Consider the following 13,405-nt stretch of genomic DNA (forward strand, 5'->3'; position numbering starts at 1 on the left):
CAAAGCCTATCGCTTAGCGCCCAGCCCGCCGGTCTGCTGTTGCTGCGGGTCAGTACACCCAGTCAAAGCCAGATACTGAAAGTGCTCAACCGGTAGGCAGCGTTTACCAGGGTGGAGAGCGGCCGCATCATCTGACTTGATGCGGCCGCTTTTTTGCGAATTCTATTCCAGAAACAGAGAGACGTTTTTACGAACACGCGGAAAATTAGTTGGGCCAACGCACCCCAAAAGCACCCGCCCGGATCGATAGACGCCCAACCCATTTCTTTCATAGCCTGCACAATGGTCCCGCCCGGACCGAAACCCTGCCAGTCAATGATCGCAATATTGCGATATAAACTTTATGTAGTACCTTTACCCTATGGGAGTGTCCAGAACCGAAATATTTTCCGAACAGCAAAACCGCCTGGCTGATTTAGCCAAAGCATTTGCCCACCCCGCACGGGTGGCCATTCTGCAAATGCTCATGGCAAAGAAGGCCTGCGTTTGCGGTGATCTGGTGGGCGAATTGGGCCTGGCCCAGGCAACCGTTTCCCAGCATTTGAAGGAGCTGAAACGCATCGGTATCATCCAGGGCGAAATCAACCCACCCCGCGTGTGCTACTGTATCAATCCACCGGTATGGGAGGAAGCCAAACAGGCCTTTGGTGCATTGCTTGATACCAGGGTGGAAGTATCCTGCTGCTGATAAGGCCAGTGCAACGCTGGCCGGTCAACTGTGGTGACAAGCTCTTTTTTTGCCCTTTCCAATCGCAATATTACATTAAACCGATAAAGGAAAAACACATGGAAACCGCTGAACAAATAAAAGAAGTTGTGCGCCAGAAATACGGTGCAATTGCCGAACTGCCAGATGCAAACGGTTGCTGCGGGAGCGCCCAACCGGGTCCTACCTCCTGCTGTGGGAGCGCCCAAGCGGGACCATCCAGTCCGGGACCAGAGATTGAAGGGAATGTGCCGATTATGATGGCTCAGGACTACCAGGAACTAAACGGCTACGTGGCCGACGCTGACCTGGGATTGGGTTGTGGCCTACCCACACAATTTGCCCGGATCAGGCCGGGGGATGTGGTGGTAGATCTAGGATCGGGCGCGGGCAATGATTGCTTTGTTGCTCGGGCAGAAACCGGCGAAACGGGCCGGGTGATCGGTTTAGACATGACCCCGCCTATGATCGACCGCGCCCGTAAGAATGCCAAAGCACTGGGCTTTACCAACGTCGAATTCGTCTATGGCGACATCGAGGATATGCCCTTCCCCGAAAATCTCGCGGATGTGGTGGTAAGTAATTGCGTGATGAACCTGGTTCCCGATAAGCACAAAGCATTCACCGAAACCTTCCGCATTTTAAAGCCAGGTGGTCATTTCAGCATTTCCGACATTGTGCTGAAAGGGGAACTGCCCGAAGGCTTGCAAAAGGACGCCGAAATGTATGTGGGTTGTGTCTCGGGTGCTATCCGGAAGGATGCCTATTTGCAGCTCATACAGGACACCGGATTTTTCAACATTCAGGTTCAAAAGGAGCGGGAAATTACCCTGCCCGATGAGGTACTGCAAAATTATCTGTCAGCTGATGAAGTGGCCGACTTTCGCCAGCAGGACAAGGGCGGTTCAGCCTGGGGCATCTACAGCGTGACCGTATTCGCGCAAAAACCAATGCCTGACACCGAAACCAAAACAGCCGTTTGCTGTGGACCGGATTGCTGCAACTAACCCAACAAACCTGAAAACGATGATGAAAAAAATCTTAGTACTTTGCACGGGTAATTCTGCCCGTTCGCAGATGGCTGAAGGCTATTTGCAGTATTTCGCAGGCTCCCGCGCCCTGGTTTATAGCGCAGGCGTTGCTCCCCACGGGGTGAACCCGTTAGCCATTCAGGTGATGGCCGAAGATGGTATCGACATTTCACACCATACATCGAATCATGCCGACGAATATGTGCAAATCCCATTCGATTTCGTCATCACGGTTTGCGATAATGCCCGCGAACAATGCCCGTATTTCCCCACAGCGGGCGAAATGATCCATCACAGTTTCCCCGACCCGGGACACACCGCACCGGCCGATACACCAGAGGGAGACCGCCCGGACGAAGACAAATTGACCTCCTTCCGTCAGGTACGGGATCTCATCAAAACTTACAGTCAGGAATTTATCAATAGCCGCCTGGGGCAACTCGCCCTGCAATAAACTATGGCCATGCACATTCAAACCGCACAACCGGCTGACAAAGCGGCCATCATTTCTCTGTTACAGCAAGGCCAATTGCTGACCAATGACCTTCCCGTCGATCTTTCTGATTTCATAATTGCCAAAGAGCAAACTACACTGATCGGTGTGGCGGGTCTGGAACGCGTTGGCAGGGTAGGTCTGCTGCGTTCGGTCGCCATCGATCAGCATTATCAGGGCAAGCAGATTGGTGCCCAATTGGTGGGCCGGATGTTGGAAATTGCCCGAGCCGCCGATCTGGAAGAAGTGTATCTGATTACCACCTCAGCCGACCGCTATTTCGAGCGGCAGGGCTTTCAACCCGTCAACCGTCAGGAAGTACCTGCGGCCATCCAGCAGACACAGCAATTCAGCGAGCTTTGCCCGTCCACGGCCATTGTCATGAAACGCGCACTAACTCAGGATCACGCATGAGCACTCCCCGTCTTTCCTTTCTCGACCGTTATTTAACCCTCTGGATCTTCCTGGCCATGCTGATCGGCGTGGGCATCGGGTATTTCTTCCCGCAGTCGCAGATTTTCATCAACGGCTTTAATTCGGGCACCACGAACGTACCGCTCGCCATCGGTCTGGTGCTGATGATGTACCCACCTCTGGCTAAAGTGCGTTACAGCGAACTACCGAAGGTATTTACCAATACCAAAATTCTCGGCTTGTCCCTGCTCCAAAACTGGATAATCGGCCCTCTGCTAATGTTCGGGCTTGCGGTCATTTTCCTGTCCGACAAACCCGATTACATGACCGGCCTTATCATGATCGGCATTGCCCGCTGCATAGCCATGGTGATCGTCTGGAACGATCTGGCGGGCGGTGACCGCGTGTACGCTGCAGGTCTGGTGGCGTTTAACAGCCTCTTTCAAGTGCTGTTCTATTCGGTCTACGCCTACGTGTTTATCACGGTGTTGCCACCCCTGTTTGGGCTGCATGGCTACCAGGTGGATATCACCATTGGTCAGGTCGCGCAGAGCGTTTTTATCTACCTGGGCATTCCGTTTCTGGCGGGGTTGTTTTCACGGGTTGTTCTCACGCGGATGTTCAGCCGGGAATGGTACGAAGAGAAATTTCTACCGGCCATTAGTCCTGTTACATTGATAGCCCTGCTGTTCACCATTGTGGTGATGTTCAGCCTGAAGGGACAGCTCATCGTATCCATTCCGTTCGATGTCCTGCGTATCGCTATCCCGCTGACGATCTATTTTGCCATCATGTTCTTTTCGGCCTTTTACCTGTCGAAACGTGCCGGAGCCGATTATGGCAAATCCACTTCGCTTGCCTTCACGGCAGCAGGCAACAACTTCGAGTTGGGTATTGCGGTGGCCATCGCGGTATTCGGTATCGATTCCGGGGCCGCTTTTGCCGCCGTAGTCGGGCCCCTGATTGAAGTGCCGGTACTGATTCTGATGGTCAATTTTGCCCTGAAACAAGAAAAGAAATTTGCCCCTTCCCCGTCACTTATCGACAGACACGTCCCCTCAGCCGATCATTTGTAGAACGCGTCTTTTCATGTGCTTATTTAACCACGGCAATCACCGTCTGATCAGGCTTACGTTCCTCGTTGGCCGCTTTCAGCAGAGTGTCGCCGTTGGCCAGTGGTCCGAAAACCTCCTGTCTGTCGCCCACTCCCAGGCCTGTCGCCACATCGACCCACTCGGTTTTACCTCCTTTTACCCGAATTACGAACTTGCGCTCCAGCGAGGTCACCACGGCGGTGGGCGGCACCAGAAAGGAGTTCTGCGACCGGGCCATGCCAAGCTTCGCATCGGCAAACATCCCGGCTTTCAACGTACCTGATGCATTGTCGACCCTGAATTCCCAGAGTTCAGTGCGTGTTTTGGGGTCGATAGTTTCTGATTTACGGTCAAGCGCCCCCGCAAACGCCTGACCCGGAAATGCCTTGACGGTGAACGATACCCGGTTGGCAGGCAACCGGCTTCCGGTCAGCGCTTCGGGAACGGCAACGCGTAGCCGTAGCCGCCGGTTGTTTTCCAGTTCTAACAGAGGCTGGCTGATGCCCACCAATGCACCGGGGTCGGCGCTGCGCCGGGTGACCACACCGGTAAACGGTGCTCTGAGCGTCAGATACGCCTGCTGATCGCGCAGGGAGCGCAGCACCTGCCGGGCCGCCACCCAGCCGGTGGAATCTGCCCGCATCTGGTTGCGGGCAGATTCCACCTCACGCACCGACACGGCCCCGGCTGCCTGACGGGCTGCCGCCAGCCGCCGGTACAGATCCTGCCCGTTCTGGTAGCGAACCAGCGCGGTTTGTACGTTAGCGCCCCCCTCGGCCACGCGGGCACCCAGTTCCGGCGCATCCACCACGGCCAGGAGCTGTCCTTTCTGCACCCGTGACCCGATATCGACCGACATCCGGCGCACGAACCCCGGCACTTTGGCGTACAGCTGCACCCGCTCGTAGGGCAGCAGTTCGGCGGGAAGGGTTACGTCCTTGCGAACCGCTTCGGCAGTCAGCACCAATGTAGTGACCGAGTCGGGCTGAGGGGTAGCCCCCGCAGCTGGCAGGCTGGCAGGCTTGGACTTGGGCTGACAACCACTGAGCAGAATGACAAGCGTATAGAAAGCGAGGGAGAAACGCATAGAATCGGTTAGGAAAGCGGTTGTGAGGGAGTTACGTAGCGAAGGCTGTCGGGGTCGGTTGGGTCGAGCGAGGAGCTGGCCGATGGCCGAACGCCGATCATGGACCGGTACACTAACGGAAGCATCAGCAGGGTACTTACAGTTGAAAAGAACAGTCCGCCAATGACGGCAATACCCAACGGAGCGGTTTGCCCCCCACCCTCGCCCAAGCCACTGGCCATTGGAATCATCCCGGCAATCATGGCCAGGCTTGTCATCAGGATGGGTCGTAAGCGGGTGGTCGCTCCCGTCAGGGCCGCCCGTTCAGGCGATTGCTGCCGGATAGTCTGGGCGTTGGTCAGCAGTAGAATGGCGTTGGCAATGGCCACACCCAGGGCCATGATGCAGCCCATAAACGACTGGATGTTAAGTGTCTGTCCGGTAATCCAGAGAAGCCCCAGCGAACCGGCCAGCACCGCTGGTACGGTTGACAGGCCAACGACAGCCAGCCTGAATGACTGAAAACTGGCGGCCAGCAGCAGGAAAATAACCCCAATGGCCAGTAGCAGCCCGGCCTGCAATTCACCCAGCGTTTGCCCCAGCAACTCTGCCTGGCCCCGCAGGCTGATCTTCAATCCTTTAGGTAGTTCGCCCAGCCCGGTAATCTCCTGTTTAATGTCGGCCACTGCCCGGCCCAGATCACCCTCGCCTACATTGGCCGTGATTGTCACGTAGCGTTGCTGATTCAGCCGGTCGTATTCGCCAACGGTGGTAGTCCGTTTCCAGTCGGCTACCTCGCGCAGGGTTACCCCCGCCGACTGAGCATTGCCTCCCGCGCCCGCCGACCGAACCGGAATTTGCTCGATGGACTCCGGCGCGGTGAGCTGGTAAGGCGGAATATCGACCTGCACCTGATAGGCATTACCGGCGGCCTGATCGATCCAGTAATTAGGCTGAACGAAGCGGCTCGAAGACGTGGTCGTCACCAGTGACTGCCCTATTTCACTGGCCGTCATGCCGAGCTGCCCCGCCCGCACCCGGTCAATGGTCAGTTGCAGGCTGGGGTAATCGAGTGGGGTAGCGATCTGCACGTCGCGCAGGTATGTCAGACCAGCCAGCCGCTGCTGAAGCCGGGTAGCCATTTTCCGCCCATCGGTCAAGTTCTTACCCACTACGGCAATCTCGATGGGGTTGGTTGCCCCCAGGTTAATGACCTGATCGACCAGATTGCCAGCCTCGAATGATAGTCGCAAGTCAGGTACGCGCTGTTTCATCTCGGCCCGCAGCCGGTCGGCAAATTGGGCGGGCGCAACGGTGGCCTCTTCCGTCAGGTTCACTTTAAGTACCGCTTCGTGGGGGCCGCTGGTCCACAGATAAATGGTGTTGATGGGGTAGCTCGATGGCTGCGTACCCACAAAGGCCGATGAGATAGCCACGCCTTGTGGCCCGGCCAGTTGGCGGATGGCGGTCAGCACCTGCTGGGTAGCGGCTTCGGTGCACTCAACGCGGGTGCCGGTGGGGAGCCGCAATCGTACCTGAAACTGATTGGTCGTCGTTTTTGGAAAAATGTCGGTCCCTAAGCCCCAGTAAATAAGCCCGGTTAGCAGGAACGTGGACCCAACATAAAGTGGCACCACCCAGCTTCGACGGGCCAGCAAACCGGTCAATACCCGCTCGAACCGTACCTGAAAACGGGCAAAGCGGCCCGGCGTGGATTCGCCCGGCGTGGATTCGCCCGGCGTGGATTCGCCCGGCGTGGATTCGCCCGGCGTGGATTCGCCCGGCGTGGATTCGCCCGGCGTGGATTCGCCCGGCGTGGATTCGCCCCGCGTGGCTTTAGTAGGCGACCGATAATCTGTCGTGTTTCTGTCTGGCAAAACCGGTTGATTATGGTCTTTCAACCAGTAATTGGCCAGAATAGGCACCAGCGTTTGGGAGAGCAGGAAAGAAGCAATCATGGAAAAACCCACGGCCAGCGAGAGAGGCAGGAATAAAGCCTGCGTAACACCCGTCATAAATAAGGCGGGGACAAAAACGGTCAGGATGCTGAGCAGGATAAGCAGTTTGGGGCCGGCAATTTCCCGGCACGCCAGCCAGATTGCCTGGGCTTTAGGCTCACCTTCTTCCAGGTGCCGGTGAATATTTTCAATCGTTACGGTGGCTTCATCGACCAGAATACCCACCGCCAGGGCCAGCCCGCCCAGGGTCATGATGTTCAGCGTCTGCCCCGTCAGGTACAGCCCAATCACACCCGACAGCAGCGCCAATGGAATAGTCAGCACGACAATGGCTGCGCTCCGGCGATCGCTCAGAAACAGCAGCACCATCAACCCGGTCAGAATCGCGCCCAAACCGCCTTCGATGAGCAGATTGGTAAGCGAGTTAATGACGTACCCCGACTGGTCGAACTCGTAAGACACCTTAATGTCGTCGGGAATAGCCGCCTGCATATCGGGCAGGGCCTTTTTTACGGCCTGCACCACTTGCCAGGTGGAGGCATCGGACCGCTTGGATACGTTCAGATAGACCGACCGTTTGCCGTCGATGAGCGCATAGCCGGTTGTAATGTCCGATCCCAGTTCCACCTGCGCCAGATCCCGGACATATACAGTCGGCCCCGGCGTGGATTCGCCGGAGCCGGTTTGTACCGGTATCGTTTCCAGCTCGCGAATATTGTCCACCATCGTGTTCATAGGTGTGGTAAGCGTTTGGTTGCCTACCCGCAGGTTTCCCGCCGGGCTGATGGAATTACCCTTCGCAATAGCCGCAATCAACTCGTCGGGCGAGATGTGATAGCTTTGCAGCCGCTCCGGATCGGCCCGGATGAGCACCGTCTTCTGATTGCCGCCAAACGGGGGCGGGGCCGACACACCCGGCAGGGTAGAGAACATGGGCCTGACTTTAAACAGGGCCAGGTCCTGAATTTCGCCCAGCGACCGGCCTTCCGAGCGGAACACCAACTGGCCAACTGGAACACTGCCCGCGTCGAAACGGGCAATGAAGGGCGGTACCGTACCCGGCGGCATAAACGCCCGTGAGCGGTTCACATATCCTACAACCTCGCCCATGGCCTGCGCCATGTTGGTGCCTTCCTGAAACTCTATCTTCACGAGCGAAACGCCCTGCACGGATTTACTGTCGACGTATTTGACGCCCGTGACATACAGAAAGTGGTACTCGTAATAAGAGGTGATAAGTGCTTCAACCTGTTGGGGCGACAGACCGCCGTAGGGCTGGGCTACGTAAATGGTAGGCAGGCTGAGGTTCGGAAAAATGTCGATCGGCATCTTCCGAATCGTCAGGAATGAAGCCGCCACCAGGCCGATCAGCACCACCAGAATAGTGATGGGCCGGCGGAGGGCTTGTTGAATAAGTTGGAGCATGGTCAGTTAAGCACTTGCAGAAATAAATTGATATTCCCCTCGGCGTAGGCTTCCAGCAGCCGACCCCGCCAGACGGCCAGTATCGTCGCTTTCTGGTCGCTTTCGGCCCGCAGCAGGGTGTATTGCGCCTGCAACACGTCGGTCAGGCTAACTAAGCCCGATGCGTAGCGGCTTTGCAAACCAACCAATGCCTGCCGGGCCGCCCCTACCTGCCGGGGCATCTGCCGGGCAATTTCTTCGGCCTGCTGGCGCAGCAAACGGGCCGACCGGCGTTGCGTGTCGAGCGTCAGGCGGGTCTGCGCCAGTTGTTCGTTGGCCGCTTTCACCCGAAAATCCTGCTGGGTCAGTAGTGCCGACCGCTCGGTACCATGCAGTAGCGGCACTAGCAAATGGGCTCCCAGGCCATAGTTGAAGCGACTGAACACCAGCCCATCCAGGGCATTCACCTGGCCCTGATAATCAACGCCGGAGCCCCGGGCGTAGGTAGTGCCCCAGAAGGTGAGCCGGGGCGCAAACTGCCGTCGAATCTGGCCAACGCGGGCCGTTTCCACGTCAATCTGTCGCTGAAAAACCTGCTCGGTCGGATGGGCAACCGTATTCGTATCCCCCCTCCCACCGGGTAGTCTGGTCAGCAGGGTCGTGTCGGTCAGGGTAAGAACAGTATCGGGCCGGGCCAGCCATTCGGCCAGTTTGAGCCGGGCCTCGCTGGCGCGGTTACGGGTGTTTATCTGCTCAATTTCGGCGCGGCTGAATTCAGTCACTACCAAAGCGGTATCTACTTCGGGGCGAAGGCCCTGCACGACCAATGCCTGAACCTGCCGCAACAGCGAGTCGGTGCGGCTGCTGTTCTGGCCGGCTAAGCGGTTCAGTTCGTCACCCAGCAGCGCATCGAGATAAGCCTGCGCGGTGGCAACCTGTATCCGCAGTTTCTCGTCGGCGGTCTGGGCCAGTTTAACGGCCAACTCGGCCTGGGCCACCGCTATGCGACTGTCTACGGCTCCGAACGTCATGGGCGACCAGTTCATCAGCAAACCTGCCGCCGTGCCGGTGACGGGACTAAACTGGTTTCCCGTGGAGGGTGGCCCACTGATGGGCAATAGGCTCGTCGGGTAGAACATGCCCGTCAGGTTGTTGTAGGTGGCCACGTTGGCCTGAGCCGTAGCATCCAGCGTGGGCAACCGGGCCGTGCGCAGAACGGCCGATTGCTGGCGTAGTGCATCGGCTTCGTAGGCGCGGGCTTTCAGGGCGGGGTAGCGGTCGGGGGCCTGCTGAAGCAGGGTTCGCAGTTGAGACGGGGGCTGAGCGAAGGCCGTTTGGATGAGCACCAACAGCCATCCGGCCAGTACAGGAACAGGCCATAAAAGACGGTTAACCGACACAACTGAGCGGGAGAAAAGGTTAGGAACGCACTAGAACAAAAGTAGAGAGCCTACCCGGGAGACTTATGGTGAAAAAATCTCTTTTTTGGTATATTTGAAACCGGGCAACTTCGATCGAAAATCACAGCTATATTCTTGTTTTTACATGCACCCATCATCGTCAGTTGCTATTCCGGCAAAGAATAAGCTGGAAGCCGGGCAGCTATTCAAACTGTCCCGCTTCAAAGAGTTGATCAAGCGCACCAAACCACACAAGCACGATGGTTATTTTGAACTGATCATTTTACTGGAGGGTGCCGGTTTTCACTGGATTGACACACAGCGGTTGCCGGTAGCGGCTCCGGTTGCTTTTTTTCTCTCTCCGGGGCAGGTGCATTGCTGGCAGCTAACGACTATTCCCAAAGGCTATGTGCTGTTATTTCGGGAAGATTTTATCGGATCTGTCGCTGGTGCTGAGCTGTATTCGCTACTGCAACAGGTAGAGCAGCGGACCGAGATCGAACTGACTGATTGCCAGCCGGTGGTCGATATACTGCATCAGCTGGAGACGGAATACCAACATCCACAGGCGTATTCACCATCCATTTTGCGGGGCCTGACGCAGGTACTTTTTGCCCGCCTGCTTCAGGCGGCACCCGCCGAAACTACGGCGAAAGTTGGCGCGGGTGCCCAATATCGTCAGTTCATAAATCGGCTACGTACCCAGGAATCCGTGGGCAACCGGGTTCATCACTACGCCCATTGGCTCGGCATATCCCCCCAACGCTTGAATGCGCTTTGCCGTCGCGTTAATGGCCTATCGGCTAGCGAACTGATTGACCATCAGGTAATTTTGGAAGCTAAACGCTTTCTGCTCCATACGGATCAGACCGTTACCGAAATTGCCGAAGCGCTTCGGTTCAGTGACCCGTCTAATTTTGTGAAGTACTTCAAAAAGCACACCGGCCAGACACCGACGGCGTATAAAAAGAGTTCGTTTATCTGAGGAACTGTCAGGCGGGTGTTGCTCCTTTCGACTACCGCTCTGGCACCAGCGTCCGGGCTGTTGCGGGCGGCAAAACCCGTGTGAGCCAACGCGCTTGAGAAGCCCTACCGTCAACTGTAGCCGGGCCAATCAGGTACGGATACTTGTCAAAAGTGGATGATCGCCGAATCGGATACCCGCATCAAACGAAACAGCTTCTCCGTCCATTAGTGCTGGCTAAATCATCAGCATATTAGTGTAGTATAGCCAAGCCTTGGTGCTCGTGTTGCTTTTGCAATAATAAGTGTCATTATTACAAGTATAAAAAAAATAATCCATTCTTTTAATGGTAAGCTGCAAATTATGTCGGCACATTCGGGCCGCCAGCTCTTCGGTTATGAAGAAAAATTACTGCTTATCAATGCTATTTCTCCTTCTGATAGGAGTCATATCACCGCTGTTCGGCCAGCAAAACATTGTGCCGAATCCGGGCTTCGAGTCAGGTACCGGTGACGTTTTCACCAACTGGACCAAAGCCAATGGTGCCGCCTATCTAACGGCTACCACTACGCCTGCCGAAGTACACGGCGGAACACGCGCCCTGAAGTCGGCGGGGCCGGGCTTTGCCGGTCAGCAGTACCAGGTGCAGATGCTGAGCGACCTGATCCCAACGACCATCGGCACTGCCTACACATTCAAAATTTGGGTCAAAGCCGCCACTGCTGGTGGCTCGATCCGGTTCTCGACCCAGCCTAGTGCCCTCTATGGTCCCGATACGAATGTTCCGGCCAACGTATGGACACAGTTGTCGTGGACCTTTACGGCCAATCAGGCCCAAACCCGCATCGCCCTGGATTTGGGACAGAGCAATGTCGTTTATTACCTGGACGACATGGAAATGCTGGGTACGGTTGTCGTTACCCCACCGGCCGCCAACCTGACAAACTATTTACCCAACCCCAGTTTTGAAGAGGGTGCCGGTAGTGTCTTCACCGATTGGTCGGAACTGAACGGGGCGGGTTCGTTTTCAGAAACGACCAACCCCGCTGAAGTAAAAGTGGGGGCCAGAGCCTTGAAAGTAGTATCAGCCACTCCGCGCAATGCCTACGAAGTTCAGCTGGGCAGTGCTTATTTAAATACGCCGGTAGGCAAGAACTTTCGGTTCCGCGTTTACATCAAAGCCGTTACGGCGGGGGGCATGGTTAGACTATCGACCATCTCGCCCCTGGCGAATTATGGGGCTTATGCCTATTCGACCATGACCAGTATTGGTACCGACTGGCAGTTACTAACGCTCGATTTTATTCCCGTAGAACCCACTACGCGGGTAGCCATCGATTTGGGTACCAGTGCCGCCACCTATTTTGTGGACGACATGAGCCTGACCTCGACCGACGCGCTGCTGATTGGAAACGGTGGGTTTGAAACCGGATTTGGCAACAACTTTACCAACTGGACCAAGCAAAATGGTGCTTCGTTTCTGACGGCTACCACGACCGACACCCACTCGGGCGGCAGGGCGCTACGGGCCGAAGTGACCGGTAGCCAGCCTAATGCCGGACAAGCTTATTCCGTGCAGCTGATCAACGACGCAGCCACGACGGTTGTTGGAACGCAGTATACCTTCTCGATCTGGGCCAAAGCTACCACCGCTGGCAGCACGATTCGCTTTTCGACCCAGCCCAACTCACTCTACGGGCCTGATACGCCCGTTCCAACCACCTGGACCAAACTGAGCTGGACCTTCACGGCCAATGAAACCCAGACCAGGCTGGTGCTCGACCTGGGTAAAAACACGAATATCTATTACCTCGACGATGCCGACATCAGTCCGGCCATTATCAACCTGGTCAACAACGGTAGTTTTGAGGTGGGTGGTCCGGGTAATGACTTCACGAACTGGTCAAAATTCAATGGTGCGGCCAACCTGACCGAAACCACCGTAGCGGCCGAAGTGAACGAGGGAAGCCGGGCGGTGAAGGTGACCAATACGGTTGCGGGTAATCCGTATGATGTGCAACTGGTAAGTAATCCAATGAGCCTGACGGTTGGCAAAAATTACACAGTTACGATGTATGTGCGGTCCAATGCGGGTGGAGAAACGATCCGGTTTTCGACCAATGCAACAGCTGGTGCATTGTACGGACCTGATTACACGACAACAACGGCCTGGACACCTATGACCTGGACGTTCACGGCCAACGATGCCAGCACCCGGATTGTGCTGGATATGGGTAAAAGCGTTGGTACCTTCTTTGTCGATAACGTGACGGTAGTTGGAGCCGACGACTGCGCGGTCAAGTATCAGGTGCCCGCCGGTCAGACGCCCATTGCTACGGGGAAAAACAAATTTCTGGGCTCTGCCTACAGTACCCCTCAAATTGCCAACTTCGAGAAGTATTTCAACCAGGTAACGCCCGAAAACGCGGGTAAATGGGGAAGTATCGAAGGGACTCAGGGCGTTTATAACTTCACCGAAGTGGACCAGGCGCGGGCGTTTGCCAAGGCGAATGGCTTTCCCTTCCGGTTTCACGTGCTGGTGTGGGGAGCCCAGCAGCCGACCTGGCTGAAACCGCTGAGCGATGCGCAGAAGGTGGAAAAGGTAAAAGCCTGGTTCCAGGCGGTCGCCAACCACTACGATGGCAGTTCGGACGCACGGGCCAGACTAGAATACATCGAAGTGGTCAACGAATCGCTGAACGATCCACCGAATAATCTTGGCCCCAACCTGACAGATCCGGCCAGTGGTGATTATTTAAACGCCTTAAGAGTATGTTTTGGATAGTCTAAAAATGAGAGTCCGTCTTATCTTGTAGTTACCAAGCTCCAAGATCATGAACGAATCGTTTCAAGCACTAACGGACTCTCAATGGCA

General features: G+C 56.0%; 10 protein-coding genes. 7 read left to right on the top strand and 3 right to left on the bottom strand.

Features of this window, described 5'->3' with window-relative positions:
* The first annotated feature begins 361 nt into the window (after nucleotides 1-361).
* From FH603_RS26485 to arsB, 5 genes are all read left to right on the top strand, one after another.
* Nucleotides 362-688, top strand: coding sequence for an ArsR/SmtB family transcription factor (locus FH603_RS26485; protein WP_186742048.1), 327 nt, complete (start codon nucleotides 362-364; stop codon nucleotides 686-688).
* A gap of 98 nt (nucleotides 689-786) precedes the next feature.
* On the top strand, nucleotides 787-1,713 hold the full coding sequence (locus FH603_RS26490) for an arsenite methyltransferase (protein ID WP_186742050.1): 927 nt from the start codon (nucleotides 787-789) through the stop codon (nucleotides 1,711-1,713).
* Between the two features lie 22 nt (nucleotides 1,714-1,735).
* On the top strand, nucleotides 1,736-2,191 hold the full coding sequence (locus tag FH603_RS26495; RefSeq protein WP_186742052.1) for an arsenate reductase ArsC: 456 nt from the start codon (nucleotides 1,736-1,738) through the stop codon (nucleotides 2,189-2,191).
* A 3-nt stretch (nucleotides 2,192-2,194) separates the two neighbouring features.
* On the top strand, nucleotides 2,195-2,644 hold the full coding sequence (arsN2, locus tag FH603_RS26500) for an arsenic resistance N-acetyltransferase ArsN2 (RefSeq protein ID WP_186742055.1): 450 nt from the start codon (nucleotides 2,195-2,197) through the stop codon (nucleotides 2,642-2,644).
* Nucleotides 2,641-3,720: an ACR3 family arsenite efflux transporter gene (gene arsB, locus FH603_RS26505; protein WP_186742057.1), complete on the top strand. Its 1,080-nt coding sequence runs from the start codon at nucleotides 2,641-2,643 to the stop codon at nucleotides 3,718-3,720. The genes arsN2 and arsB overlap by 4 nt, the downstream gene beginning before the upstream one ends.
* 19 nt (nucleotides 3,721-3,739) lie before the next feature.
* Here the strand turns inward: arsB and FH603_RS26510 are convergent, their stop codons facing one another.
* The 3 genes from FH603_RS26510 to FH603_RS26520 are packed head-to-tail and all read right to left on the bottom strand — an operon-like array spanning nucleotide 3,740 to nucleotide 9,566.
* A complete protein-coding gene (locus FH603_RS26510) occupies nucleotides 3,740-4,825 on the bottom strand; it encodes an efflux RND transporter periplasmic adaptor subunit (RefSeq protein WP_186742059.1) in 1,086 nt (361 codons plus the stop codon).
* Nucleotides 4,826-4,833: 8 nt separating this feature from the next.
* On the bottom strand, nucleotides 4,834-8,187 hold the full coding sequence (locus FH603_RS26515; protein ID WP_186742061.1) for an efflux RND transporter permease subunit: 3,354 nt from the start codon (nucleotides 8,185-8,187) through the stop codon (nucleotides 4,834-4,836).
* Between the two features lie 2 nt (nucleotides 8,188-8,189).
* Nucleotides 8,190-9,566 carry a TolC family protein gene (locus tag FH603_RS26520; protein ID WP_186742063.1) on the bottom strand — a complete coding sequence of 459 codons (1,377 nt, stop codon included), beginning with the start codon at nucleotides 9,564-9,566 and terminating at the stop codon, nucleotides 8,190-8,192.
* Nucleotides 9,567-9,711: 145 nt separating this feature from the next.
* Here FH603_RS26520 and FH603_RS26525 point away from each other — a divergent pair, with 145 nt between their 5' ends.
* Both FH603_RS26525 and FH603_RS26530 read left to right on the top strand, forming a co-directional pair.
* Nucleotides 9,712-10,551 (top strand): helix-turn-helix domain-containing protein, encoded by an 840-nt coding sequence (locus FH603_RS26525; RefSeq protein WP_186742065.1) that lies wholly within the window; start codon nucleotides 9,712-9,714, stop codon nucleotides 10,549-10,551.
* Between the two features lie 400 nt (nucleotides 10,552-10,951).
* Nucleotides 10,952-13,315 carry a carbohydrate binding domain-containing protein gene (locus FH603_RS26530; protein WP_186742067.1) on the top strand — a complete coding sequence of 788 codons (2,364 nt, stop codon included), beginning with the start codon at nucleotides 10,952-10,954 and terminating at the stop codon, nucleotides 13,313-13,315.
* Nucleotides 13,316-13,405: the final 90 nt, after the last annotated feature.

The sequence above is a fragment of the Spirosoma utsteinense genome (genome assembly GCF_014282275.1).
Lineage (GTDB): Bacteria > Bacteroidota > Bacteroidia > Cytophagales > Spirosomataceae > Spirosoma > Spirosoma utsteinense.